The following is a 26,243-nucleotide window of genomic DNA, read 5'->3' as shown; positions in this document are numbered from 1 at the left end:
CAACGAAACCCAACCTTAAAAATATTAAAGCTGAATAACAGCTTTGAGCAATTACCGGTCATTGAGATTGGCTAAATATAATAGTTAATTGATTGGTCAAACTGCTCTTTGTGTATATATTCATGATAATGAGCGACGCGCGCATATTGCTCTATTAAACTTCAGTTTAAAGCTTTAAAAAACTTAGTGGTAGTAATGCTTTAGGTTATTTGTTAAAACTATATTAAGTAGATAAATGAGCGTTCAGTCGGCAAAAGGCAAGGATTCGGGATTTGATGAATGAGAGAAAATTGAGCTACATATACAGTTTCAAGTGTAAAGACGATCTTGAACACTTCGAAAAGTTGCCAGAAACGATGCAGGCTGATATAGAAAAATACATTGTTAAAGTCATCACCGATTCTTTCGTTAAACCCGCCGATGAGGACTACGTAACTGCTCGATTTTTAGCGCAAAAAGGTATGTATCGTGCGTTCTTCTGGGCTGCGTCTCAAGCGCTCGAAAAATACTTAAAGGCTTTTCTCCTTATGAGGGGAATCGCTGTTAATGAAAAGCGGTTCCGTGGCCATCCCATTGTTGCCCTGCACCAAGAAGCCTGCTCAGTAGATAAGCAACTCTCAAGCGTTAAAACGAAACCTAATGAAGCAGTCAAGATTCATTCAGCTGTTTCTGAGTCAGTTGATATTTTCTCAGTATCAGATTTCATCAGTAATATTGAAGCTTATGGACATCCTGATAATCGTTATAACTCTTTCGGCGTCAATTTTAATTCTGGCTACTTGTTTGCGCTAGACAGCTATGTTTTCGGATTAAGGCAGTTGATTGGTGTGCCTTCGATACAAGAAAGCCTCAGAAAGATGGATCAAAGCCTTATTGAGGCATTTTACGAATACAACCCATGGTTTGAATCGACGAACATAGATTTCGTAGAAATCCCCAATGAAAATTTCATTATAAGTACCTCTATGGCAGTTACGACCTTGGATTTCCTCATTGGGACACATGCTCCACATGGGTCAAGATTCGTGCTTCAATGGCTTGGGAAAAAAATGAAATTACCTACGAAGGTGAGTCAGCATTTGAAGAAAGCTTAATAGGCTAGATGCGAGAAACGCCTAATCGGATAGCCGGAGGCCTCCAGCCCCTACACCACCCACCATGCGCTTTTCAATGGGCGGTTCATCTCCCGTAATGAATATTGATCCAAATATCTCTCAATGACACTAAACCTTGTAAAGTTAAGTAGTTATTGCCTAGCGCAATGTTAATTCCTTTTTTTGAGCTTCGACAAGGGCTTTCGCTTCCAAGCGCCTACTTTTGGTACTGGTGATACCACATGCTATGGCGAGTCGCTCACTAACACCCAATTTCATTAAACTGCGTACTTTGGGGCTATTCCTTTGGAAAGAGCGCCATTGCCGCCAGTAGCACATTATTACCCTACAGCGGCCGTTAGATCACATGACTTCGCTATTTTGTATTAGCTCGTCTTCCGCCTATGCCTCATATGATGTTTTTGTTCATCAGCTCGCACTTACTTTTATAAAGAATGCTAGCGGCTTCCTTCAGACTATCTCTCGCGATTTAGCCCTTGCCATTCGCGAGTGTCTATCGTTTAATAACAGTGTGCTATTTAAACGGTGATCTTCCTACAGAGGACTTTCACCTCATAAGTCAATGCCCATGCCGGGCGTACTGGAACTTAAACAGTTGGTTAGGTTCCGCTTGATGCGGCGATACGTAAATATGGAGTACGTGTGAAACATCTACTATTTTTATCTTTATCACTAATCTTAGCTGGTTGCGGAGTTACAGGTACAGCAAGTAAAACTGAGTTTCCATTGTTAACAAACGCTCCAGTATTTAGTGCTAACGTCAATTCAGTTTCAATCATAACAGATGAAAATACAGCTGATAACGAATCATATGGGGCTTTTAATTGGGGAAGTTTTGATACAGCTGACAAAAATACAATTCAGCAATCAATCTTAAATACTCTAAACCAAAATACTTCAAACGTATTAACAAAAGCTAAAGTGCACGCCAAAATTCACCGTTATTCGCAAGTTATTACAAATGCCAGTTATGCAAGCTTTGTTATTGTTGATTGGTGTTTAGAAGTAAACGGTGAAATTATTCGCGACGAAGTATTTTATGCTGGCCACAGCGATGAACTTAATATATTTACTGGAAAAACGTTAGGCTGGGCAAAAGGTCAAACCCACAAAGCAATTTCAAGCCGTATCATCAACCAGTCTATACAATCTTTATCTGATCCGTCTCTTAAAAGCGCTTACCCCGAAAATAATGTATTTTTAAATGCTAAAGATGCAGTGGCTGCTTTACCCACACAGCTTACTTCGGTTGTTGGTGCAGGTTTCTCAGGTGGTATGTATTATTATGTTGGTCCGACTACTGGTAATACTAACTTCAATCAAAAATCAGTTTACCAAAAGGTTAATTGGCAGCAAGAAATTCAGTAAGCGCAGCTTGCGTATAATCGGGTAGCCGGAGGTATATAACCTCCAGACCCCACACCACCCATCATGAGTTTTTCATTAGCAGGAAGTGCAATGGGCGGTTCATCTCCCGTAATGAATATTGATCCAAATACCTCTCAATGACACTAAACCTTGTGAATCTAAGTCATTGCCTAGCGCAATGTTAATTCCTTTTGTTTTTGGGCTTCTACAAGGTCCTTCGCTTCCAAGCGCCTACTTTTGGTTCTGGTGATACCACAGGCTATGGCGAGCCGTTCGCTGACACCCAGTTTCATTAAACTGCGTACTTTAGTGCGTGCTATTTTTTATAAAGAGCGCCACTGCCGCCAGTAGCACATTCTTATCCTACGGCGGATCCAGTGATCTAAATCCACCGTTAGCTAAAATTAAAATAAAGGTCAAAATAGACAGTCCAATGGCGCGACGACAGGTTTTTCTTGAAGGAATGGCAAACAACGTGGTTTTATAGAGTCGCTTTACTGAGGTAAAAAGCGAAATTTTACGGTCAACAAAGGCATGAAAAAACTGATCTTACGGGTTCAAACGAAAGTAAACTCCCAATACAACTGTATTGCTTAGTTCATAATATAGAAAAGCTGCAAACAGGCTGCATTAAAACCACTTAAGCCGTAATATAGCCAGTAAACCAACTGTAATACCTTGCAAAATGCCAATTAAAGCAACAGCAAATCCTTTTTTATATTTTATGTGAAAGTCAGTTGTCGATTGAATCAAAATAGGAACTCGGCTATGGTTAATGCATCAATAAAAATAAATTAAAAACGAGTTATTCTACAAGCTCGTTAGGTGAAAAAGGAAGTTCAGTGTCTGCCAAAAAAGTAATGTTCGCTTTAGATATCGAAAACGGTTGGCCACCAGTAAGTGCTGAAGGTGCTTGGTGCGAGCGAGTTAATGGTAACTATAAGTTAGTTAATGCCCCTTTCTTTGTTCCTGATTTGGCTTATGGCGATATTTTTTCTGCTACTCCTGATGAAGTAAATGAGCATATATTTGAATTTAAAGTTGTAAAAAAGTCAGGTCATTCTGTTATCTGGGTTATGAATAATGATGGTATAGATACCACTTTTTTCATAGATATGCTTAAACGACTAGGTTGTAAAGTTGAGACTCTCAACCAGTTTTCTTTAATGTCAGTCGATGTACCGCCAGGACTAGATCTTGATGCACTAGATCCACTATTAGATTTACATGAAGAACAAGGCTTAGAATATGCTTTTCCAGTCTGGAGGCACGGTGATTAATTTAACCTAATCGGGTAGACGTAGGTCTATAACCTCCAGCCCCCACACCACCCATCATGCACTTTTTATTAAAATGAAGTGCAATGGGCGGGTCATCTCCCGTAATGAATATTGATCCAAATATCTCTCAGTGACACTAAACCTTGTGAATCTAAGTCATTGCCTAGCGCAATGTTAATTCCTTTTGTTTTCGAGCTTCAACGGTAAGCATATGGCTAACAACACCTAGTTTACTCAATGTTCCAGGGGAACAGCGGCTCAAGGTTATTAGGCTGCTCAGTAAGGTGCCCAAGCAAGTAGAAATATAGTGCTAAAAACTGGACTAACATTGGCACTAAACAATGACTGAGGCGAAAGCAAAAAACCTTAATTAACCATAAATAATGCTTAATGTAGTTATGATAAATTGTTTAAAAAATCAATAACGTCCTCTTGTAAGTCACAATACTCATCATCATTCAAATGCAGTACATCTAAGACTTTTGATTCTATAATACCCCATTGTGGTATAGGCAAGCCTCGTCTGACCATAGTCACTAAGTTTTCAGACATTTTCAAAATAGCAAAGCAGATTTGCTCATCTGTATCTGTCACCTCAGCAAGAATAGCTGCATTGTGGTGGTTGAGGATTAACTGACATATCTCTTTTGGTAAATGCCAACTATTAGCAAAATAATAGCCAACAACTGCATGGTTTGTTTTATATAAACGCTCTTCAATCTCAATAATAGTTTCTTTGTCTGTTTGATTAGCGCAGTGCAAAGCGGTTAAATAATTATCATATTTTATTGCCATAGGAGGCACACCACAATCATGAAAAAGCCCAAGCGTATACAAGGGCTCTATGGCTATCTGTTTTTTAAGACGCTGACCTATCATCATGTTTACATTAGCAATCTCTGTTGAAGTATCCCAAAATCTTTCTAAGCTAATACAGCTGTTATCGGTTGCAAACATTTCTTTTAATTTCAAGCCTTGTGCAAGCACATTGACTCCGTCCCAACCAAGAAACATCACGGCTTGTTTTATATCAGACACAGTACGAGATAAGCCATAAGCAGGAGAATTTATTATTTTTAGTATTGCTGATGAAATTGCTAAATCTTTTACCACTACCTTAGCGGCATCAGCAATAGGCGCATCGCCAGTTGCTATTAAATTTTGTAACTCAGTTAATATTTCAGGTTTAGGAGGAATAATAAAATTTCTATTTATATCTTTCAGTATCTGTTCGTTTATCTCAATCATGTATGTTTGATCCCTGAAGGTGCTTATCATTATAAGAACAAATAGATAATTAATAGTAGAAGTTCATCGCAACTATGACAACTAAAATAGGAAGCGCTAAATGAATTACAGCCCAAATAGTTAAGCTATTACTGACAAACAAAAAAGTACTGTACATACATACAGCACCACTTAAAGTGCTACTTTATTAATCAATTAAGCTATAAAACAAAAACGGCAAGCCGAGGCTTGCCGTTTTATTACACTTAAAAAAGGTTTACTTACAAACGAATACCGCCGTCAATCTCAACCACGCGACCGGTGAAGAAGTCGTTTTCGATAATATACTGCGCTGTGTGCGCAATTTCATCCGCTTCACCAAAGCGCCCTACGGGTGTTACTGCTAGCATACGCTGCTTGGCTTCTGGTTTCATAGCATCAGTCATATTAGTACGAATAACGCCTGGTGCAATGGCACCTACACGAATACCAAAACGGCCAAGTTCTTTTGCCCAACCAGTGGTCATTGCTACCACACCCGCTTTCGACGCAGCGTAGTTAGTTTGACCAATGTTACCTGCACGAGCAACACTCGACATATTAACTATCACGCCACCTTTACCCGATTCAATCATATGGCACGCAGCTTCACGCCCCGCTAAAAACACGCCGGTTAAGTTTACATCAATCACTGACTTAAATTGATCAAGGGCCATTTTAGCAACCACTTTGCCTTCTTTGGCTTTGATAAACATACCATCGCGTAAAATACCGGCATTATTTATCAATACACCAATATGACCAAAATCTGTATTGATGGAATTAAATGTATTTACCACCGCATCTTCATCAGTCACATTGGCAACATAGGCTTTTACAGTTACACCATGTTGGCTAAGCTCAGCAACTGCATCATCTAACAACGCTTGTTGCATATCAATTAACGCAATATTAGCACCAAGCGACGCAAGTTTATGCGCCATTGCAAATCCTAAGCCTTGCGCGCCACCGGTGATCACCACGGTATTATTTTTAATTTCCACCTGTTACTCCTTCGAGAATAATTTAAATATGGCGCTAAAGTCTTCGCTGCCCGCACCTTGGTGTTGCAACATGGTATAAAGGTTTTTAGCCATTGACCCCATCGGGGTTACTGAATTACTTTGCTGCGCGGCTTCCATCGCAAGACCTAGGTCTTTAGCCATTAAATCAACCATAAAGCCTGGTTTATAATCATTACTAGCCGGGGCTGTGGCCATCACACCTGGGCAAGGATTGTAAAGCTCAAGGGTCCAGTTACGACCAGAGCTGGCGGTCATAATGTCGCTCAGCACTTTTGCGTCAAGGCCATTATTTATACCCATTTGAATTGCTTCACTGGTTCCCGCCATTAAAATACTCAATAGCATGTTATTACAAATTTTTGCGACTTGTCCTGCGCCAATATCACCTGCATGAAAGATATTTTTACCCATATCAGCAAGCACCGGTTGGGCCTTAGCAAATTGCTCATCGCCACCACCGACGATAAAGGTCAGTGTACCTGCCGTTGCACCGGCAACACCACCGGATACCGGCGCGTCAACAAAGTCGATACCATGCTCACTAAGCTCAGCGCCTACGTCGCGTGCTGATGCTGCATCAATCGTTGAACAATCAATTACTAACGTTGACTTTGCTAAAATATGTACAAGTCCGGTATCACCTAAATAAAGTGACTTAACGTGCTTACTGGCCGGTAGCATGCTGATCAATACATCAACATCCGTTGCACAATGTTTAGCATCATCCGCGGCGATCGCGCCATTTTCAGCAAGTAGATTTACGACCGATCGGTTTAAATCAAACACCTTAACCTGATGACCCGCTTTAACTAAGTTGGCAGCCATTGGGCCACCCATGTTACCTAAACCAATAAAACCAATAGAAAGTGACATAACATTATCCTTGTGTAAGTTGTTTTAGTGGATGTGAGTCGTGATCCCAACGTTGAACAAAAAAACTCTCGACTAATTCATCAGGGATCTGTTCAAGCGTTTTAAACTGCCAATTAGGCGCGCCGTCTTTATCAATCAGTAACGCACGAATACCTTCTTGAAACTCACCGACTTCACCACAGCGAACCGACATACCCAGTTCCATTTGAAAACATTCGCCTAAACTTTTACCTTTTGAACTGGCAAGTTGACGCTCAACTAAGGCGCAACTGAGCGGGCAACCATGCTTTAATGCTTTTTGTGCTCGGGTAAGCCACGTATCGTCAGTTTCTAGATTTAAGATATAATTTACTTTATCGCGTAGATCAGTAAATTCACTCAATTTTTGAATGGTGGCTAAATGCGCCTTTACATTGCCTTTTGGCATTCGCCCAGAAACATTATCAAGTTCGGTAAGTAAACTGGTCAGCTTCTCGTGATTCAATGAAGCCGTTTTACCCCACTTAATACTGCACAATTGCTCAATCAGAGTGTCGTATTTATCCGCCTTGAGGTAGTGATCAGCCAATGCCACATACATTGCATCGTCACAATTAATAGACGCTGCAGTTAACCCCAAAAATAAGCCGACATGTTCAGGCATTTTATGTAGAAAATAACTGCCGCCTACATCTGGGTATAAACCAATTGTTAGCTCAGGCATAGCAATACGTGAGTTCTCAGTTACCACACGATGACTTGCTCCGGCCATTAAGCCTAAACCGCCGCCCATCACAATACCATTACCCCAAACAAGGATCGGTTTATCATAACAATGAATGAGGTGGTCAAGGCGATATTCGTGAGCAAAGTAATCTTCTATTAGATTTGCCGGTTCACCACTGTTCATAGCATTATGCAGGCTGACTACATCACCACCGGCACAAAATGCTTTATCCCCTGCCCCTTTAAGTATCACCATCGCAACATTACTGTCAGCCGCCCATGCGTTAAGTTGTGGCGCTAATAATTTGATCATCTCAAAATTAAGTGCATTTAACGATTTAGGGGAGTTGAGCGTGGCAAAACCAATGAGTGAGCCGTTTGCAGCGCTCGCAGTTTCAAACACCACGGGCGCATCTGGTGAATTTAATTGCGTTAACTCAGTCATTAGCCATTCACCCAATTTGCTTTGCGTTTTTCTAGGAAGGCATTCACCCCTTCTTGTTGATCTTGTGTATCAAACAAACCAACAAATAACTCACGTTCAAGGGGTAATATATGCGCCATTGGCTGAGTGCGGCCCTTTTGGATCAGGGTTTTACAAGCACTAACAGCAACAGGACTTTGATCTGCCACTTGATTAGCTAATTTAAGTGCCACCGCAAGACTTTCGCCTTGTGGTACCACTTCTTCAACTAAGCCGATTTGTAGGGCTTTATCTGCTTTTAGGCGCTCACCACATAAAATCATACGTTTAGCCCAGCCTTCACCAACTAACCATGCTAGGTTTTGCGTGCCACCCGCACACGGTAGTAAACCTACTTTGGCTTCTGGTAGTGCCATTTGTGCTTGCTCTTCTGCAATGCGAATGTCACATGCTAACGCCACTTCTAGACCACCACCCATGGCATAGCCATTGATCGCGGCAATGGATACACCTCTAAATGCAGTTAATGCTTCAAATGCGTCACCAAATACTTGCGACATAGTCGCTGCTACGCCTTTATCGCCACCAGCAAATACATTTAAATCAGCACCAGCACTGAAGAATTTTTCACCTTCACCGGTGATCACTAAGGAGTAAACATTTTTATTGTCATTGAGCTCATTTACCATATTTTTTAAGGCAATTAACGTGTCTTTAGTCCAGGTATTCGCTGGCGGATTAGACATGGTTAAAATCGCTACGTGACCTTCAATGGTTAATTCAATACTTGGGTTTGACATTTCGCGCTCCTTATAGAATATCGGCTGCTGATTCAGCTAAAATACGGCGTGCAATAATCACCCGCATGATCTCGTTAGTACCTTCAAGAATTTGATGAACGCGCACATCACGAACGTGGCGCTCCAGTGGGTATTCTTTGATATAACCATAACCACCATGAATTTGTAGTGCGTCATTACACACAGTAAAACCTACATCAGTGGCAAAACGCTTTGCCATGGCGCAATAAGTGGTTTTTTCGCTGTCATTATTATCAAGTTTAAAAGCCGCTAAACGCACCATTTGACGCGCCGCAACAAGCTCGGTATTCATATCGGCAATTTTAAATTGCAGCGCTTGAAAAGCAGCCAACGGTTTACCAAATTGTGTGCGTTCTTTTAAGTATTCACGGGCTGTTTCAAGTGCCGCTTGGGCAGTGCCAATTGAACAAGTTGCAATATTAATACGCCCGCCATCAAGGCCTTGCATTGCAAACTTAAAGCCTTCACCTTCTTGACCTAATAAATTATGAGCAGGTATGCGTACATCTTCAAAACTAATTAGTCGTGTTGGCTGCGCATTCCAGCCCATTTTTTCTTCTGCTTTACCGTATTCAACGCCTTTGGCATCAGCCGGTACTACAAACGCAGAAATACCCGCCGCACCTTCACCGCCAGTACGCGCCATAACTACTAACACTTCGGTCTCGCCTGCGCCTGAGATAAACATTTTTGAGCCATTGATCACGTAATCATCGCCATCACGAACCGCTTTTGTTTTCAATGAGGCTGCATCGGAGCCTGAACCAGGCTCTGTTAAACAATAAGAAGCTAGTAGTTCACCCATAACAAGTTGGTCACAATATTTAGCTTTTGTTTGCTCAGTACCAAAACTTGCAATCATCCAGGTCGCCATATTGTGAATGGTCAACATTGCGGTTGTAGCTGTACAACCCATCGCCAACTGTTCAAAAATAATACTTGAATCTAAGCGCGACAGGCCTAAACCGCCTGCTTCCTCTGGCGTATACAAACCACAGAAACCCAGTTCACCTGCAGCTTTAATGGTATCTTTTGGAAAAATATGTTCGCGGTCCCATTTTGCTGCATAAGGAGCCAGTGCTGATTCTGCGAATTGACGAGCTGTTTGAGCAAATGCTTGCTGATCTTCAGTTAAATTAAAGTCCATTGGAGACCTCTTGTTTATAATTGCGTTGTCAAATTAGATATTCGTGAAGAGCAACGAAGGCAATATTGTGTGTGAAATCGCCTTCGTGCCCCTCTTTTTTATTATGTGGAGTAAGTTAAATTAGTTATTTAAGATTAATGCTCATGTTTGGACCAGAGGCAATCTCGTCTTCAAACCAACGTGAAGTAATTGTTTTGGTCTCAGTATAAAAACGAATACCTTGCTTACCGTACGTATGCGTATCGCCATAGAATGAACCTTTCCAACCGGTGAACGAAAAGAATGGCAGTGGCACAGGAATTGGTACGTTAATACCCACTTGACCAACTTCAATCTCATGTTGGAACTTACGCGCAACCGCACCACTTGAAGTGAATAACGACGTGCCATTACCAAATGGAGAATCATTTATAAGCGCGATTGCTTCATCAAGCGAATCAACAAACATACACGCCAGTACTGGGCCAAAAATTTCTTCTTTGTATAAATCCATCTCAGTGGTGACGTCAGTAAATAAGGTAGGTCCTACCCAGTTACCTTTTTCATAGCCTGCAACAGTAAAATCAGAGCCATCAATTAAACACGTTGCACCTTGCTCTTTACCTTGTGCAATCAGTGACAAAATACGCGCTTTGGCTGCGGTCGATGTTTGCGGACCATAGGCTGCATCTTTGTCATCCCACACACCCGGGCGCACATTGGCAAAACCGGCTTTGATGTCTTCAACCCAGTCTTTCGCTTGGCCAACAAACACCGCCACTGAAATACCCATACAACGCTGACCCGCAGCACCAACAGAGGCACCAACAAGGTTATTAACTACATGTGAGCGACTTGCATCAGGCATGATCACCATGTGGTTTTTAGCACCGACACAGGCTTGTACACGTTTTAAATTAGCCGTGCCTTTAGAGTAAATGTATTCACCTACGCCGCACGAGCCAACAAACGAAATTGCGCGTACTGCGGGATCTTCTAATAAGCGGTCAACTTGTACTTTAGTGCCATGAACAACTTGTAGTACACCTGCAGGTGCGCCGGCTTCAATGAACAGTTCAGCGAGTCGCATTGGCGTCAGCGGATCTTGCTCAGAGGGTTTTAAAATAAAGGTGTTACCACAGACAATCGCCAGTGGGAACATCCATAGTGGGATCATCGCTGGAAAGTTAAACGGCGTAATACCCGCGCACACACCCAGTGGTTGCATGTATGAGTAAGTATCGATTTTACGGGCCACGTTTTCCATGGTTTCGCCCATCATTAAAGATGGCGCATTAGCTGCTTGCTCAACCACTTCAATACCACGCCAAACATCGCCTTTGGCATCTTCAAAGGTTTTGCCTAATTCATGGCAAATAATGGTGGCTAGTTCATCGTGGTGCTCTTTTAAAAGTGCTGCATACTTCATCATAATGCGCGCACGTTCAGTAATTGGCACGTCTTTCCAGCTTTTAAAGGTGTCTTTGGCAGATGCGATAGCCGCATCCATTTCAGCGTCGGTAGCACACGGTACTTGTGCTAACACTTCTTGGTTTGCTGGATTAATAACGTCAATCAGTTGATCTGATGTTGATTGAACAAATTCGCCGTTGATCAGTAATGGTACTTGGTGCATAACGCACTCCTCCCCAGAGGGTAATAAATTAAGCCGCAGTAGTTATTGTTAAAAGAGCCTACGGCTGTAAGAGTTTAAATTTAACTAATTTATAGTGCTTCAACCGCCAGTGCGACCGCCTCGCCACCGCCAATACATAAAGACGCTACGCCTTTTTTCAGGCCACGATTTTTAAGAGCATGGATAAGTGTCACTAAAATACGTGCGCCGCTAGCACCAATTGGGTGGCCAAGTGCACAAGCACCACCATTAACATTCACTTTGCTGGCATCAAGTTTTAATTCATTAATCGCCAACATTGTTACCATGGCGAATGCTTCGTTAATTTCCCATAAGTCAACGTCGTCAGTTGTCCAGCCTGCTTTTGCAAGCAAACTATTCATTGCGCCAACAGGAGCAAGAGTAAACTCACTTGGTTTTTGAGAATGGGTACTGTGCGCAACAATACGACACAGTGGCGTAAGCCCTTGTGCTTTGGCGTGCGATTCACTCATTAAAATAAGGGCTGCGCCACCGTCTGAAATTGACGATGAATTAGCCGCAGTGATGGTGCCGTCTTTTTTAAACGCAGCACGCAAACCGGGAATTTTTTCTGGGCGTGCATTACCTGGTTGCTCGTCAATGCTGATGGTTACATCGCCCTTGCGAGAGCTAATAGTGTGCGGCGCAATTTCATTTACAAAATCGCCATTTGCAATCGCTGCATTGGCTTTGGTCAGTGAATTAAGTGCAAATTCATCCATTTGCTTGCGGCCAATACCGTATTCATCAGCCGTATCTTGAGCAAAACAGCCCATCGCTTTATTATCGTATGCGTCTTCTAGGCCATCACTCATCATGTGATCTTTAATTTCGCCATGGCCCATACGCATACCGCCACGCGCTTTAGGAATAAAATATGGCGAGTTAGTCATGCTTTCCATGCCACCTGCAACCGCGCTGTTAATTGAACCGGCTTTAATTAAATCATGTGCAAGCATGGCGGCCTTTAAACCTGAACCACATACTTTGTTGATGGTCGTAGCGCCAGTACTGCGCGCAAGACCTGCTTTTAACATTGCTTGACGTGCTGGCGCTTGACCTAAACCTGCCGGTAATACACAGCCCATGATCACTTCATCAATAGCTGTATCGCTTAATCCGGTGTCAGCAAGCGCACTGGCAATGGCTGTTGCACCTAACTCAGTGGCGGCTGCATCACTAAGGGCTCCCATAAAACCACCCATTGGGGTGCGTTTTGCTGCTACAATAACAACGGCTTCGGTAGTCATAAAAAAGGCTCCATTTTATAATTGGCTATATTCATATGCAGAGATTAGCCAAACACTGTAATTTATAATCTGCTTATGAGCATACATAATATTTACGTTTACGCCAACGTAAATCTAAAATCAAGATTTTTGCGCCCAACGAAAGTGTAAACATATCTTTATTTTGCTGTAGCCTAATACAAACAGCGCCCCTGCAAGCTGCATTAATACAGGTTACACCTGCTATTTATGGCTTTAGGTTATTAGTCTAAAGTATAAGTTCTACAATCCACTTTACCTTTACGTAAACTTCACTTATATTGGAGTTATTCGAATGAGGTAAAAACACTATGAATCAAGATAATCAAACAAACTTTGCAAGTTCAGCCGCCGAACCGGCAAGCAATGAACAAACCTTTAGTATCAGTGAACTGGCTAAAGAGTTTGATATAACCACCCGCTCAATTCGCTTTTACGAAGATCAGGGCTTAATTTCACCTGAGCGTAATGGCCAAACCCGTATTTATTCAAAACGCGATAAAGTGCGTTTAAAACTTATTTTACGTGGCAAGCGGTTAGGTTTTACCTTAGCTGAAACAGGCCGTTTGTTTGAACTTTATGATGCCGATAAATCCAGCGCTAAACAGTTAGTGACTATGCTTGACTTAATTTCAGATAAAAAAGCTGATCTAAGCCAACAAATGGATGACATTAAAGTTGTCTTGATGGAATTAGTAACCGCAGAGCGTCGTTGTCGCGACACCTTAAATCAATTAGATGAATAACTAGTTTTAAACAATAACGATTAAATGACTATTCATTAACAGTCTCTCACACAGGAATGAATCATGAGCACTATTTCACTATATAAAGAAATGAACTTTGGCCTTGGCGAAACCGCAGATATGATCCGCGATCATGTAAACAGTTTTGCTAGCCAAGAAATTGCCCCTTTAGCTGAAAAAACCGATCTTGATAATGCGTTTCCTAATCAGCTTTGGCCACAACTTGGCGAAATGGGCTTACTAGGTATGACCGTACCCGAAGAGCTCGGTGGTGCCGGTCTTGGTTACCTTGAACACGTAATCGCAATGGAAGAAATTAGCCGAGCGAGTGCCTCTATCGGCCTAAGTTACGGTGCTCATTCTAACCTGTGTGTTAATCAAATTAATCGCAATGGCACGCAAGCACAAAAAGAAAAATACTTACCTAAATTAATTAGTGGTGAGCACATTGGTGCCCTTGCCATGAGTGAGCCAAACGCAGGCTCTGACGTAGTATCAATGAAACTTAAAGCCGAGAAAAAAGGCGATAAGTACATTTTAAACGGTAATAAAATGTGGATCACCAATGGTCCAGATGCGCATACTTTAGTGATCTATGCTAAAACTGATTTAACCGCTGGCGCTAAAGGCATCACCGCATTTATTGTTGAGAGTAATTTCCCTGGTTTTTCTACCGCCCAAAAACTCGACAAACTCGGGATGCGCGGCTCAAATACCTGTGAATTAGTGTTCGAAAACTGTGAAGTACCAGAAGAGAATATTCTTGGCAATTTAAACGAAGGCGTTAAGGTACTAATGAGTGGCCTTGATTATGAACGTGTTGTGCTAGCGGCAGGCCCGCTGGGGATCATGCAAGCCTGTATGGATATTGTAGTACCGTATATTCATGAACGTAAGCAGTTTGATACACCGATTGGTCAATTTCAGCTGATACAAGGCAAAGTAGCCGACATGTATACACAAATGAATGCAGCTCGCTCTTATGTATACACTGTTGCGCGTTCATGTGATCGCGGTGAAACGACCCGTAAAGATGCCGCAGGCGCAATTTTATATGCGGCAGAGCTGGCAACTAAAATGGCACTTGATGCTATTCAAATTCTCGGTGGTAACGGTTATATCAACGAATACGCCACTGGCCGCCTATTGCGTGACGCTAAGCTTTATGAAATTGGTGCCGGTACCTCGGAAATTCGTCGCATGCTAATTGGTCGCGAATTATTTACTGAAAGCCGTTAAGGATAAGCGCTATGACTATTTTAAAATCAAGCGTCAACCCTCACGACCCGCAGTTTTTGCAAAATCATAAAAATATGGCGGCACTGGTTGATGATTTACGCGATAAAGTAAGCGAGATCAGCCAAGGTGGTGGCGTAGCGTTAATAGAACGCCATGAAAGCCGTGGTAAAATGTTCGTGCGTGAACGCATTAGTACCTTACTTGACGAAGGTTCACCATTTTTAGAGATTTCACAATTTGCAGCCTTTGGTGTTTATGAGCAAGCGATTCCTTGTGCCGGTGTAGTTGCTGGTATTGGCCGTGTTAAAGGCGTTGAATGTATGATCATCGCCAATGATGCGACAGTTAAGGGCGGCACCTATTTTCCACTAACCGTTAAAAAACATTTACGCGCACAAGATATTGCCGAGCGGTGTCACCTACCGTGTATATATTTGGTTGATTCAGGTGGTGCCAACCTACCTGAGCAAGATGATGTATTTCCTGACAAACTGCACTTTGGTCGTATTTTTTATAATCAAGCGCGTATGTCGGGCAAAGGCATTCCACAAATTGCAGTCGTTATGGGTTTATGTACCGCAGGTGGCGCGTACGTGCCTGCAATGGCCGACGAAAGCATCATTGTAAAAGAGCAAGGCACAATATTTTTAGCCGGCCCACCGCTGGTAAAAGCGGCTACAGGTGAAGAGGTAACCGCAGAAGAACTTGGCGGCGCTGATGTCCACTGTAAAACATCAGGGGTTGCCGATCATTACGCTGAAAATGACGCTCATGCGTTATCAATTGCTCGCCAATGTATTGAACGAATTAATTATCAACGCCCTACTTCGCCAATATTAGAGCAAGTAAAAGCACCGCGTTATGATATTAACGAATTATACGGCATTGTTGGCACCGATCTTAAAAAGCCATTTGATGTTCGCGAAGTGATTGCACGTACCGTGGATGACTCTTCGTTTGATGAGTTTAAACGTTACTTTGGCGATACTTTAGTGACTGGGTTTGCGAAAATCTATGGTCATCCGGTTGGGATTGTTGCTAACAATGGCATTTTGTTTAGTGAGTCAGCTCAAAAAGGCGCGCACTTTATACAGCTGTGCGCACAACGAAATATTCCACTGGTGTTTTTACAAAATATTACCGGCTTTATGGTAGGTAAAAAATACGAAGCCGAAGGCATTGCTAAACACGGCGCTAAAATGGTGATGGCTGTTTCGTGTGCTGATGTTCCAAAATTTACCGTATTAATTGGCGGCTCTTATGGCGCAGGTAACTATGGCATGTGTGGTCGTGCGTTTGAACCGACTATGATGTGGATGTGGCCTAATGCGCGTATTTCTGTGATGGGCGGCGAACAAGCAGCAGGCGTTATGGCGCAAGTTAAACAAGATGGTTTAGCCCGTAAAGGCCAAAGCATGACTGATGAGCAAATCAGCGAGTTTAAACAGCCGATTATCGAGCAATACGAGCAACAAGGTCATCCATACTATGCCAGCGCCCGTTTGTGGGATGACGGTATCATCGATCCAGCAGATACCCGAAGTGTGCTAGGTTTAGCTCTCAGTGCTGCAGCCAATGCACCAAAACGTGATTCGCAATTCGGCGTATTTAGAATGTAAGGACGTGAGTATGTCAGTAACACTACAAATAACTAAATCAAATGTGGCTGTACTCGTTTTAAGTCGCCCTGAAAAGCGCAATGCCTTTAACGAGCAAGTGATCCAAGAACTTATTCAATGTATAGAGCATGCTAATAGCTTAAATGTACGCGCCCTTGTTTTAAAAACTGAGGGAGAGCATTTCTCTGCAGGGGCTGATCTTAATTGGATGAAGTCCATGGCAAACAATGACTTCAGTGAGAATCTTGCGGATTCAAAACAACTTGCCAAATTAATGCATGTATTAGCCAGCAGCCCACTGCCAACGGTATGTGCTGTGCAAGGCGCGGCATTTGGCGGCGCACTGGGCTTAATTGCCTGTTGTGACATAGCCATATGCCAAGACAATGCACAGTTTTGTTTAAGCGAAGTAAAACTTGGCCTCATTCCAGCTGTAATCAGCCCGTATGTGATCAGAGCCATTGGCGAGCGCGCTGCACGTCGTTATTTTTTAACCGCTGAGATTTTTGATGCCCACACAGCCAAGCAATTAGGCTTAATTCATCAAGTAACCGGTAAACTTGAATGCGCGCTTGATCAACTACTCGAAACACTGATCAACAACGGCCCTGTCGCGGTTCGCGCAGCAAAACAATTGATCAACGATGTAGCTGGCCATGATATTAATGAACAAATCATAAATTTAACCGCAGAGCGTATCGCCAAAATTCGCGTATCTGAAGAAGGTCAAGAAGGGTTATCTGCCTTTTTTGAAAAACGCCCACCAAATTGGCAAAAATAGGGATCACCATGAGCACACAATCATTACAAAAAATTCTTATTGCTAATCGCGGCGAAATTGCCTGTCGGGTTATGCGTACCGCAAAGCAAATGGGCTTAACCACTGTGGCGGTTTACTCTGATGCAGATAAAAATTCACAACATGTAAAACTCGCCGATGAAGCCTACCATATTGGCGCAGCGCCGAGTAAAGACTCCTATTTGGTAGCTGATAAAATTATCCAAGTAGCACTGGATGCAGGTGCTGATTGCATTCACCCAGGTTACGGCTTTTTATCTGAGAACAGTGAATTTGCAAAGGCGTGTGAAGCCAATAATATTGCGTTTATAGGCCCACCAGCGAGCAGTATCGAAGCAATGGGCTCAAAAACCCGCGCCAAAGAAATAATGGCAGCCGCGAATGTACCATTAGTACCTGGTTATTATGGTGACAAACAAGATCCTGCGTTTTTACAAGCTGAAGCTGAAAAAATTGGTTACCCAGTGCTTATCAAAGCAGCCTTTGGTGGCGGTGGTAAAGGCATGCGCGTGGTTGAACATGCAAAAGACTTTATCAGTGCTCTACAAGGTGCACAGCGTGAGGCAATCGCCGGTTTTGGTAACGACTTAGTACTACTTGAGCGCTATGTTAATAAACCACGCCATGTTGAAGTGCAAGTGTTTGCTGATAATCACGGTAACTGTGTGTACTTAGGTGATCGTGATTGTTCATTACAACGCCGCCATCAAAAGGTGATTGAAGAAGCCCCCGCGCCTGGTTTATCTGACGAACTACGCAAAGAAATGGGCGAAGCCGCAGTACGCTGTGCACTTGCGATCAATTACCGAGGTGCAGGCACGGTGGAGTTTTTACTGTGTGGCGATGAATTCTTCTTTATGGAAATGAACACCCGGCTGCAAGTTGAGCACCCTGTTACTGAAATGGTGACTGGTGTCGATTTAGTTAATTGGCAAATTAACGTCGCCGCAGGTAACCCATTACCCATGCAACAAAGTGATATCCAATTACAGGGCCACAGCTTTGAAGCGCGTATTTACGCCGAAGATCCAAGCAATGACTTTATTCCTTGCTCTGGTACCATCAATGGCTTGTATATACCAGTTCAATCTGAGTATGTACGCATTGATACTGGGATCATGCAAGGGGATGAGATCAGTCCATTTTACGATCCTATGATCGCTAAATTGATCGTTCATGATGACTCGCGCGAGCAAGCTTTAGCACGATTAAGCACAGCCCTTGAACAATTTCATTTAGCGGGCTTTAGTTGTAATGTGAGCTTCTTACACACCCTTGCTAACCATGCAACCTTTAAGCAAGGCGCTCCTGATACTCACTTTATTGAAGAGCAAGGCGATGCGTTGCTTAAAGTTAATCAACAACACGCTGTTAGCAGCCGCATTATAGCTGCATTTAGCTATTTAACTGGGCTTAATCGTCAAGGAACTCAGAACGCATGGGACAGTCTAGCTGGTTTTAAACTCAATGCAGAAGCAACAATCAAGGTGCCATTCGTTGATAATGCGATCACTGCAACAGCTCATCAAGCGGGGTACACAGTCCGCATCGATGAGGTTGACTATACAACCTCTGGCAGTATCGACAATAACCTGTGTAGTGTATTTATCAATGGCAATAAACATATCGCCCATGTGGTTACTGCAGACAATAGCATCACAGTAATGTACAAGGCATTGCAAACTACCTTTGATATTTTTGATAAACACTATATCAGTGATCACGAAAGCGATGCCCTACCGCTTGCAGCACCACTTAATGGTACCGTTGTAAAACACCTTATTGACGTTGGCAGCACCATCACAAAAGGTGATGCTGTGGTGATCATAGAAGCAATGAAAATGGAATATACGCTTACCGCCCCCCATGATGGTGTATTGCAAAGCTATTGTTTTGCAGAAGGTGCTCTGGTGAGTCATGGTGCCCTATTAGCAATTGTCAGCGATGAGAGCGCAGCAGATGAATAGTACACTACCAAGTCATGTTCGCATTGTTGAAGTGGGTGCCCGTGATGGCTTACAAAACGAGCGTGCAGTAACTACTCAAGATAAGGTAACCTTAATTAACGCTCTTGCTGATGCAGGTATTAAAGACATTGAAGCAGGCGCATTTGTATCACCGAAATGGGTGCCACAAATGGCCGATTCCAGCAATGTGATCAGTGCGCTTGATTTACCTACGACTAATTTAACGGCACTTACGCCTAACTTAAAAGGTGCAGAAGCAGCCCAGGCTGTAGGTATTAAAGAATTTGCTATTTTTACTGCTGCCAGTGAAGCCTTTTGTCAGAAAAATATTAACTGCTCAATTGACCAAAGCATAGCCCGCTTTACTGATGTAATGGCCTTTGCTAAATCACATAATATTCGTGTTCGTGGTTATGTTAGTTGTGTGCTTGGCTGCCCATACGAAGGCGATATCGATCCGCAGCGCGTACTACAAGTATGTCAAAAGTTATTAGACCTTGGTTGTTACGAAGTAAGCCTAGGTGACACTATTGGCGTAGGTACCGCAAAAAAGGTCGATGAGCTGTTGGACGTGCTACTAGCTGAAATTGATAAGTCATTGTTAGCTGTTCATTTTCACGACACTTATGGTCAAGCGCTCACAAATATTTACACTGCCTTAAAGCGAGGTATAGCAACGGTTGACAGTGCGGTTGCAGGCCTTGGTGGCTGCCCTTATGCAAAGGGTGCGTCAGGAAATGTTGCCACTGAAGATGTAGTTTACTTACTACAAGGACTTGGCATAGAGCATGGAATTGATTTAGAAAGACTGGCTAAAGCTGGTTGGGCAATTTGCACGGCATTAAATAAACAACCTGTGAGCAAGGTATCCTTGGCACTTAAAAATCAAACTACTGATCAATAGTCTATATTTAGCCTTAAATTAGTAGTCATATAATTACAAATAAGGAGTGGGCCCATGGCCGGTTTCGATAAAGTGGTTTCAAGTTATGAAGCTGCAATGGAAGGCTTAAAAGATGGCGATACCATTATCGCTGGTGGTTTTGGTTTATGCGGTATCCCTGAGGGGTTGATCAGCGAAATCAAACGTAAACAAACCAAAGAACTTACTGTGGTATCGAATAACTGCGGTGTAGATGATTTTGGTTTAGGTATTTTATTGCACGACAAGCAAATTAAAAAAATTATTGCCTCCTACGTGGGTGAAAATGCCCTATTCGAACAGCAATTGTTGAGCGGCGAAATTGATGTAGAGCTTACTCCGCAAGGTACGCTGGCTGAAAAAATGCGTGCCGGTGGTGCTGGAATTCCTGCTTTTTATACAGCAACAGGTTACGGTACGCCTGTGGCAGAAGGTAAAGATGTAAAAGAATTTAACGGACGCCCTTATATCTTAGAAGAATCAATCACTGGTGAGTTTGCCATTGTAAAAGCATGGAAAGCGGACCGTTATGGTAATTTAGTGTTTCGACACACGGCGATGAACTTCAACCCAATGGCCGCAACAGCAGGTAAAATTACCGTTGCTGAAGTTGAAGAAATTGTTGAACCAGGCGAACTTGAGCCAAGCCAAATTCACACCCCTGGTATTTTTGTTAATCGCGTGATCAAAGGTAACTTTGAAAAACGCATTGAACGTGTAACCACTCGCGATTAAGGAGCAATAATTATGGCATTATCACGTGAACAAGTCGCAATGTGCGTTGCACAAGAACTACAAGACGGTTATTACGTTAACCTCGGTATCGGTATTCCTACGTTAGTGGCAAACTACGTACCTGATAACATTGAGGTGATGTTACAGTCTGAAAATGGCTTACTAGGCATGGGGCAATACCCTACTAAAGCAGAGCTTGATGCAGATATGATCAACGCAGGTAAAGAAACCGTGACAGCAGCTAAAGGCGCAGCCATATTTAATAGTGCAGATAGTTTTGCAATGATCCGTGGAGGTCATGTAGACTTAACTGTTCTAGGTGCATTTGAAGTTGACCAAAACGGTAGTATCGCATCGTGGATGATCCCTAAAAAGTTGATCAAAGGCATGGGCGGCGCGATGGACCTTGTCGCTGGTGCAAAAAATATTATCGTTACTATGACCCATGCAAGTAAACATGGTGACTCGAAACTGCTAGAAAGTTGCTCTTTACCTTTAACTGGTGTTAACTGTGTGAAGAAAATAGTAACAGATTTAGCCGTGTTAGAAGTCAAAGACGGCGCATTTCATCTTTTAGAACGCGCACCGGGCGTGTCAGTTGATGAAATTATTAGTAAAACAGCAGGTAAATTACTTGTTGATGGTGAAATCCCTGAGATGGTTTTTTAATTTAACGCTCAGGTCCACCTTGTACCGACCTCATTCCCAGTGCCAATGGCGCTGAGTTACCCAAAATCCCTCGCAAGAGGGATTTTTTTTGGCTGCACCAATTTGTCACACAAATAGCGTATAATGCCCCATGATTGTGAAAATCACTGAAATTGCTTAAACATATAATTTAATAAGCAACGGAAATAACTTAATATATTAGCTATTTAAATACTTATAGCAGATTAAACAATCCAATAAAGTCTATTTATTAGGCATTCTGGCAAATATTACCTATTCCCATACTTTAAGCAGAGGTTTTTTGCAAATTGGGATAATAATTGCTTAACTAACGTTATTGAGAATTACTAGCAACGACTATGCAAACACCTATCAGAGGATTGCGTTCATTTTGTTTTGCGGCAAGAACGCTAAGCTTTAAAGAAGCCGCCAATCAGCTTTATTTGACTCCATCTGCTGTTAGTCATCAAATAAAGCAACTAGAAGAACAGTTAGGGATTGAGTTGTTTGAGCGCCAAACACGCTCGATCAGACTTACAGCTGCGGGGAAAAACTTTTATGACTCGGTATCACCACTTATAAAAGCACTCGAAAAAACCATTAACGAATTTAGTCAGCTGCAAGAAAATATAACCATCAGCATTACTTTGCCAGAGTTTTTTGCCAGTGAGTTATTAATGCCGAAACTGAGCGAGTGGACTGTTGAGCACCCTAAAACCAATTTACAACTAAACACCATGAAAACGCGTAAAGAGTTAACTAAACAAAGTGATTTATCTATTGTGCTGTCGTCTTCGAAGCCAATTGAAGGCGTTGTCCACGAGCTGTTTTCATTACAATACACACCGGCTTGTAATAAAGAAAATTGGCAACAGTGGCACAAAAAGCCACTTGAAGCATTACAACAAGTGCCGTTAATTTTGCACAAAGCGCGTCCTTGGGCTTGGCATCAATGGGCTGAACATGCAGGCCTTGATGACTTTTCACCCAAGCAAATTATACAAGTAGATAGTATGTTTGGTGTTGCCCGTGCAGCGCAACAAGGTATGGGTATAGCGCTAATTCCTTTGCCTATTAGTCAAACATGGTTTGACGAAGGCTGGTTGTGCAACTTTACTGATGAACCATTAGTAACCAAGGATAAATACTATTTAGTACAGCACTACCCTGGCGAGGCAAATGCACAGCTTGAGCTATTTATAAAATGGCTGCTAGACACATTTAAACACTTAAAATAAAGCGAATAACAGTGATGATCCGACATTAATTGTACTCTTATAATTTGATATACAACTCATTAAATACGATAAACCCAGCTCAATGGGTTTATCGTAAAAATAGTTTATTTTGAAGCCTTACTCTGCAATTTCCTCAGCCATTATTCTAAACTGTTAGGTGTCTTTGCGAGCGACAAAATCTAACACAGTTGCATTGATACAATAACGATCTTCACCTTTTGGGCCTTCACCTGGGAACAAATGCCCTAAATGAATACCCGTAGATTTAGATTTAATTTCAATACGTTGCATACCGTAACTATTGTCTTCATGCATGGTCACACTGTCTTTGATAGGGTGAGTAAATGACAGCCACCCGGTGCCCGATTTGAACCGATCCCGAGTATCAAACAGTGGTACACCACTGAGTTTGTCTATAAAAATACCATCCGGGGTATTTTTAAAAATATCGTACTGTTTACAAAACGGACTATCTGTACGGGCCTTAAATGCCACTGTATATGCTTCACTATCCCCTAATTTAAATGCGCCAAGTGCTTTATAAAACTCTTCGCTAGACACATAACCTTGGCGACCATAAACCTCTTTACCATCTTCTAAAAATAAGATTGTTGGGGTGGCCCAGGTCGCTGATTTAATCGTTAAACCATCAAGTTGATCGGCTTTACGATAAGTGACGGCAATGGTTCCTTGATAATCATTTAACACATCTTTTTTGAGTTTTTCACAATAAGGGCAGTAATCTCGTGAATCAATGATCACTATCTGCTTTCCTGCGAGTAAAGCCGTATTATCAACTTTATCATCACTGCGTTTTTCAAAAACAACGCCTGTTGAATGATCAGGGCAATAGCCATTAGGATTTTTAACTAAGTAGTCTTGGTGATATTCCTCAGCCGGAAAAAATACCGTTAATGGTTTTATAATGGTTTTTATAGAGCCATAACCAGCTTGGGTTAGTTTATCTTGATACTGCTGTTTTAATTCTTCAGCCAGTGCAGCTTGTTGCTCAGTAGTAGTTAAAATAATTGAACGGTACTGCGTGCCAATATCATTTCCTTGGCGATTTTTTTGCGTTGGATCATGACTTTCAAAGTAACTTTTTAATAACGTTGCAGCACTGATTATATTGCTATTGTAAGTAACCTGAACAACTTCAGCGTAATTATTTTCATCGAACTTGCGCGATGATTGGGTAATATTACGATAAGTTGCTTTAAAACCCTTACCATCTGCATAGCCTGACTTTGCATCAATTACACCAGGAAGCGCTTCATAACGTTTTTCTGCCCCCCAAAAGCAACCAGAACCAAGTACCATGGTTTCTAAATGCATTGTTGCTTGAATATCATTATCTTTTTCATTGTTAAGGGAAACACCATAACTTGCCGCACTGAACAAAATTGTTAAAGTGGTTAATTTAAGCCAATTCTTTGCTGCCAACATACTCTACCTCTTTCTATTTGTTGCTTCATTTTAGTAGACCTTGAAGCAGAACATATTATTTCAGGAATGTGGGTTATTTTATCGCTCATTATTGCGGCTTTACCGAATCCGACTTAACCTATGCGAATAAATGAGGTAAAACGTGTTTATTTAATAAAGGTACAAACATGAAAAACCTTATTGCTTTTTCTGCATTATCAATTGCCCTTGCACTTAGTACGCAAAGCCATGCTGCAGAGTTTAATTTTTCTTCCAAGCTTGATAGTAATGCACAAGCATTAGTGTTGTTTTACAGTGAGGATGGGAGCAATACCGCATTTAACTCAATCAATAAAAAGTTCAATGCTCAATTACAGCACGCTATTGAAAATGAAAGTTTTAGTGGCAAATACGCCAGTACTGTTGAATTAATTGCACCTTATAATAGTGACTATAAACGCGTGCTAATTGTTGGTACCGGTAAGCAAGATAAGCTTGATAGAGCGTTAATGACCAAACTAGGTGGTAATATTCATGCGCGATTAATGAGCAGTAAAACAACAACTGCTGCGGTTGCATTCGATGACGTTGAAGGCGTAAACAATAACAGTGTACTTAGTGCTCACTTTGCACACGGTGCAAATTTACGCGACCATCGTTTTGAAAAATATAAACAAACTCCGAACACTCACACTGTCAGTTATCATTTTGACGTTAGTAATTCCAAGCAAACAAAACGTAACTATTCTGAACTTGAAAGCATTCAAGCAGGAGTGTTTTTAGCACGTGATTTAACCTCAGAAGTGGCCAGCGAAATGACTCCTGTTGACTTTGCTAGTGCGGCAAAAGAGCTTGAGTCTCTAGGTGTAGAAATCACTATTTTAGAGCCTAAGCAATTAATAGAACTAGGTATGGGGGCACTTGAAGCTGTCGGGCGTGGCAGCGAACAAGGCGCTCGCTTAGTCGTTGCACATTACAAAGGCTCAAACGCGACCCCTATTGCTCTGGTTGGTAAAGGGATCACCTTTGACTCTGGTGGTTATAGTATCAAAACAGGCGCATCAATTGCGCGTATGAAATCTGATATGGCTGGCGCCGCCGCTGTACTTGGGACTATCAAAGCAATGGCGCTTGCAAAAGCTGACAAAAACATTGTTGCCGTTATGGGTATGGCTGCCAATATGGTGTCGCAATACGCTGTTGCCCCTGGTGATGTGGTTCGCACCGCAGAAGGTTTAAGCGTTGAGATTGTTAATACTGATGCAGAAGGACGCTTAGTATTAAGTGATGCAATGTGGTATGCACGTGAATATTTCAAGCCGGAGATCATGATAGACGTTGCCACCCTTACCGGCTCTAAAATCAAAGCCGTAGGTAACGATTATGCGGCGGTGTTTTCTGATGACGATACGCTTGTTACGCAACTCACTTTAGCTGGAATGCAAGTAAACGAAAACCTATGGCGCTTACCGCTGGGATATAAAGAAACCTTAAGTTCAGACATTGCCGATCTTAAAAACCTAGGCTCAAGTGGCCCCGGAGCAACAACGGCCGCCAGCTTTTTGCAACATTTTGCTGGTGAAACTCGTTGGGTACACATAGATATTGCAGGTAATGCACTAGCAACTAAAGGAAAAGATGAAATTTCACCAGGCGGCACAGGTTATGGTGTGCGCTTGCTCAGTGAGTGGCTGTTAAGTAATTAGCAGTAAGCTATTATAACTTAATGCATTCTACTAACATCATTAGTTGTTATAACAACTGTGGCATTATCAAACACCTACTCTAAGCAATAGTGAGTGATATGCCACAGTTTTTTATAGTCTGACTCACATATCTAGTTTACGTGTATTAGTCCAGAACATTCCATAACCAAACTAATGTGTTTGCGCTACACTGGGTAATGTTAATATTGCAAGGTTGTTAACTAGTCGCATCGCTATAAACATTTCATAC

General features: G+C 42.1%; 22 protein-coding genes and 1 pseudogene. 13 read left to right on the top strand and 10 right to left on the bottom strand.

Annotated features, from left to right (window positions below; all coding sequences use genetic code 11):
- Positions 1-275: 275 nt before the first annotated feature.
- Positions 276-1,094, top strand: a complete 819-nt coding sequence (locus H5201_RS02180) for a HEPN domain-containing protein (RefSeq protein WP_182718874.1) — start codon at positions 276-278, stop codon at positions 1,092-1,094.
- Positions 1,095-1,757: 663 nt separating this feature from the next.
- Positions 1,758-2,483, top strand: a complete 726-nt coding sequence (locus H5201_RS02175; RefSeq protein WP_182740119.1) for a hypothetical protein — start codon at positions 1,758-1,760, stop codon at positions 2,481-2,483.
- 99 nt (positions 2,484-2,582) lie between these two features.
- On the opposite strand, the pseudogene H5201_RS23035 reads toward H5201_RS02175, so the two are convergent.
- Positions 2,583-2,875: pseudogene (locus tag H5201_RS23035) on the bottom strand (hypothetical protein); the annotation flags it as partial.
- 450 nt (positions 2,876-3,325) lie between these two features.
- Here H5201_RS23035 and H5201_RS02170 point away from each other — a divergent pair.
- Positions 3,326-3,763 carry a DUF4265 domain-containing protein gene (locus H5201_RS02170; RefSeq protein ID WP_182718992.1) on the top strand — a complete coding sequence of 146 codons (438 nt, stop codon included), beginning with the start codon at positions 3,326-3,328 and terminating at the stop codon, positions 3,761-3,763.
- Between the two features lie 396 nt (positions 3,764-4,159).
- On the opposite strand, the gene H5201_RS02165 is transcribed toward H5201_RS02170, so the two are convergent.
- The 8 genes from H5201_RS02165 to H5201_RS02130 form a co-directional block, all read right to left on the bottom strand.
- Positions 4,160-5,011 (bottom strand): HDOD domain-containing protein, encoded by an 852-nt coding sequence (locus H5201_RS02165; RefSeq protein WP_182718993.1) that lies wholly within the window; start codon positions 5,009-5,011, stop codon positions 4,160-4,162.
- Between the two features lie 260 nt (positions 5,012-5,271).
- Entirely contained in the window at positions 5,272-6,033 is a 762-nt protein-coding gene (locus tag H5201_RS02160; protein ID WP_182718994.1) for an SDR family oxidoreductase, read from the bottom strand.
- Between the two features lie 3 nt (positions 6,034-6,036).
- Positions 6,037-6,927 carry a 3-hydroxyisobutyrate dehydrogenase gene (gene mmsB, locus H5201_RS02155; RefSeq protein WP_145233289.1) on the bottom strand — a complete coding sequence of 297 codons (891 nt, stop codon included), beginning with the start codon at positions 6,925-6,927 and terminating at the stop codon, positions 6,037-6,039.
- A gap of 4 nt (positions 6,928-6,931) precedes the next feature.
- A complete protein-coding gene (locus H5201_RS02150) occupies positions 6,932-8,077 on the bottom strand; it encodes an enoyl-CoA hydratase/isomerase family protein (protein ID WP_182761855.1) in 1,146 nt (381 codons plus the stop codon).
- Positions 8,077-8,856 (bottom strand): enoyl-CoA hydratase, encoded by a 780-nt coding sequence (locus H5201_RS02145; RefSeq protein WP_182718996.1) that lies wholly within the window; start codon positions 8,854-8,856, stop codon positions 8,077-8,079. Before H5201_RS02145 ends, H5201_RS02150 begins: the two co-directional genes overlap by 1 nt.
- A gap of 10 nt (positions 8,857-8,866) precedes the next feature.
- Positions 8,867-10,024 (bottom strand): acyl-CoA dehydrogenase family protein, encoded by a 1,158-nt coding sequence (locus H5201_RS02140; RefSeq protein ID WP_182718997.1) that lies wholly within the window; start codon positions 10,022-10,024, stop codon positions 8,867-8,869.
- A 124-nt stretch (positions 10,025-10,148) separates the two neighbouring features.
- Positions 10,149-11,639, bottom strand: coding sequence for a CoA-acylating methylmalonate-semialdehyde dehydrogenase (locus tag H5201_RS02135; protein WP_145233279.1), 1,491 nt, complete (start codon positions 11,637-11,639; stop codon positions 10,149-10,151).
- Between the two features lie 89 nt (positions 11,640-11,728).
- Positions 11,729-12,910, bottom strand: a complete 1,182-nt coding sequence (locus tag H5201_RS02130; RefSeq protein ID WP_182740123.1) for an acetyl-CoA C-acyltransferase — start codon at positions 12,908-12,910, stop codon at positions 11,729-11,731.
- Between the two features lie 329 nt (positions 12,911-13,239).
- Between H5201_RS02130 and H5201_RS02125 the strand changes: the two genes are divergently transcribed.
- From H5201_RS02125 to H5201_RS02085, 9 genes are all read left to right on the top strand, one after another.
- Positions 13,240-13,674 (top strand): MerR family DNA-binding transcriptional regulator, encoded by a 435-nt coding sequence (locus tag H5201_RS02125; RefSeq protein WP_145233276.1) that lies wholly within the window; start codon positions 13,240-13,242, stop codon positions 13,672-13,674.
- 63 nt (positions 13,675-13,737) lie between these two features.
- Positions 13,738-14,913 (top strand): isovaleryl-CoA dehydrogenase, encoded by a 1,176-nt coding sequence (locus H5201_RS02120; RefSeq protein ID WP_145233275.1) that lies wholly within the window; start codon positions 13,738-13,740, stop codon positions 14,911-14,913.
- A gap of 11 nt (positions 14,914-14,924) precedes the next feature.
- Positions 14,925-16,532, top strand: coding sequence for a carboxyl transferase domain-containing protein (locus tag H5201_RS02115; protein ID WP_149982463.1), 1,608 nt, complete (start codon positions 14,925-14,927; stop codon positions 16,530-16,532).
- 10 nt (positions 16,533-16,542) lie between these two features.
- A complete protein-coding gene (locus H5201_RS02110; protein ID WP_145233273.1) occupies positions 16,543-17,313 on the top strand; it encodes an enoyl-CoA hydratase/isomerase family protein in 771 nt (256 codons plus the stop codon).
- 8 nt (positions 17,314-17,321) lie between these two features.
- The gene (locus H5201_RS02105) at positions 17,322-19,298 is read left to right on the top strand and encodes an acetyl/propionyl/methylcrotonyl-CoA carboxylase subunit alpha (RefSeq protein ID WP_182730586.1); all 1,977 of its coding nucleotides are present in this window, start codon (positions 17,322-17,324) and stop codon (positions 19,296-19,298) included.
- Entirely contained in the window at positions 19,291-20,202 is a 912-nt protein-coding gene (locus tag H5201_RS02100) for a hydroxymethylglutaryl-CoA lyase (RefSeq protein WP_182783603.1), read from the top strand. Before H5201_RS02105 ends, H5201_RS02100 begins: the two co-directional genes overlap by 8 nt.
- Before the next feature lie 54 nt (positions 20,203-20,256).
- On the top strand, positions 20,257-20,955 hold the full coding sequence (locus H5201_RS02095) for a CoA transferase subunit A (RefSeq protein ID WP_145233270.1): 699 nt from the start codon (positions 20,257-20,259) through the stop codon (positions 20,953-20,955).
- A gap of 12 nt (positions 20,956-20,967) precedes the next feature.
- Positions 20,968-21,624 carry a 3-oxoacid CoA-transferase subunit B gene (locus tag H5201_RS02090; protein WP_182783601.1) on the top strand — a complete coding sequence of 219 codons (657 nt, stop codon included), beginning with the start codon at positions 20,968-20,970 and terminating at the stop codon, positions 21,622-21,624.
- 359 nt (positions 21,625-21,983) lie between these two features.
- Positions 21,984-22,862 carry a LysR family transcriptional regulator gene (locus tag H5201_RS02085; RefSeq protein WP_145233266.1) on the top strand — a complete coding sequence of 293 codons (879 nt, stop codon included), beginning with the start codon at positions 21,984-21,986 and terminating at the stop codon, positions 22,860-22,862.
- A 153-nt stretch (positions 22,863-23,015) separates the two neighbouring features.
- Here H5201_RS02085 and msrA read toward each other — a convergent pair whose 3' ends face one another.
- The gene (gene msrA, locus H5201_RS02080; RefSeq protein WP_182719001.1) at positions 23,016-24,308 is read right to left on the bottom strand and encodes a peptide-methionine (S)-S-oxide reductase MsrA; all 1,293 of its coding nucleotides are present in this window, start codon (positions 24,306-24,308) and stop codon (positions 23,016-23,018) included.
- Between the two features lie 167 nt (positions 24,309-24,475).
- On the opposite strand from msrA, the gene H5201_RS02075 reads away from it, so the two are divergent.
- Complete coding sequence (locus tag H5201_RS02075) at positions 24,476-25,993, top strand: leucyl aminopeptidase (RefSeq protein ID WP_182719002.1); 1,518 nt, start codon at positions 24,476-24,478, stop codon at positions 25,991-25,993.
- Positions 25,994-26,243: the final 250 nt, after the last annotated feature.

Source organism: Pseudoalteromonas sp. SG43-6 (genome assembly GCF_014164365.1).
Taxonomy (GTDB): domain Bacteria; phylum Pseudomonadota; class Gammaproteobacteria; order Enterobacterales; family Alteromonadaceae; genus Pseudoalteromonas; species Pseudoalteromonas rhizosphaerae.
This window is presented reverse-complemented; position numbering and strand designations above follow the sequence as displayed.

Bases quoted from the DNA above. Each gene is read 5' to 3' on its own strand.
- H5201_RS02125 (WP_145233276.1), top strand. From the start codon at position 13,240: ATGAATCAAGATAATCAAACAAACTTTGCAAGTTCAGCCGCCGAACCG.
- H5201_RS02150 (WP_182761855.1), bottom strand. From the start codon at position 8,077: ATGACTGAGTTAACGCAATTAAATTCACCAGATGCGCCCGTGGTGTTT.
- H5201_RS02090 (WP_182783601.1), top strand. From the start codon at position 20,968: ATGGCATTATCACGTGAACAAGTCGCAATGTGCGTTGCACAAGAACTA.
- H5201_RS02135 (WP_145233279.1), bottom strand. From the start codon at position 11,639: ATGCACCAAGTACCATTACTGATCAACGGCGAATTTGTTCAATCAACA.
- H5201_RS02075 (WP_182719002.1), top strand. From the start codon at position 24,476: ATGAAAAACCTTATTGCTTTTTCTGCATTATCAATTGCCCTTGCACTT.
- H5201_RS02180 (WP_182718874.1), top strand. From the start codon at position 276: ATGAATGAGAGAAAATTGAGCTACATATACAGTTTCAAGTGTAAAGAC.
- H5201_RS02085 (WP_145233266.1), top strand. From the start codon at position 21,984: ATGCAAACACCTATCAGAGGATTGCGTTCATTTTGTTTTGCGGCAAGA.
- H5201_RS02095 (WP_145233270.1), top strand. From the start codon at position 20,257: ATGGCCGGTTTCGATAAAGTGGTTTCAAGTTATGAAGCTGCAATGGAA.
- H5201_RS02120 (WP_145233275.1), top strand. From the start codon at position 13,738: ATGAGCACTATTTCACTATATAAAGAAATGAACTTTGGCCTTGGCGAA.
- mmsB (WP_145233289.1), bottom strand. From the start codon at position 6,927: ATGTCACTTTCTATTGGTTTTATTGGTTTAGGTAACATGGGTGGCCCA.
- H5201_RS02140 (WP_182718997.1), bottom strand. From the start codon at position 10,024: ATGGACTTTAATTTAACTGAAGATCAGCAAGCATTTGCTCAAACAGCT.
- H5201_RS02110 (WP_145233273.1), top strand. From the start codon at position 16,543: ATGTCAGTAACACTACAAATAACTAAATCAAATGTGGCTGTACTCGTT.
- H5201_RS02145 (WP_182718996.1), bottom strand. From the start codon at position 8,856: ATGTCAAACCCAAGTATTGAATTAACCATTGAAGGTCACGTAGCGATT.
- H5201_RS02100 (WP_182783603.1), top strand. From the start codon at position 19,291: ATGAATAGTACACTACCAAGTCATGTTCGCATTGTTGAAGTGGGTGCC.
- H5201_RS02165 (WP_182718993.1), bottom strand. From the start codon at position 5,011: ATGATTGAGATAAACGAACAGATACTGAAAGATATAAATAGAAATTTT.
- msrA (WP_182719001.1), bottom strand. From the start codon at position 24,308: ATGTTGGCAGCAAAGAATTGGCTTAAATTAACCACTTTAACAATTTTG.
- H5201_RS02130 (WP_182740123.1), bottom strand. From the start codon at position 12,910: ATGACTACCGAAGCCGTTGTTATTGTAGCAGCAAAACGCACCCCAATG.
- H5201_RS02105 (WP_182730586.1), top strand. From the start codon at position 17,322: ATGAGCACACAATCATTACAAAAAATTCTTATTGCTAATCGCGGCGAA.
- H5201_RS02115 (WP_149982463.1), top strand. From the start codon at position 14,925: ATGACTATTTTAAAATCAAGCGTCAACCCTCACGACCCGCAGTTTTTG.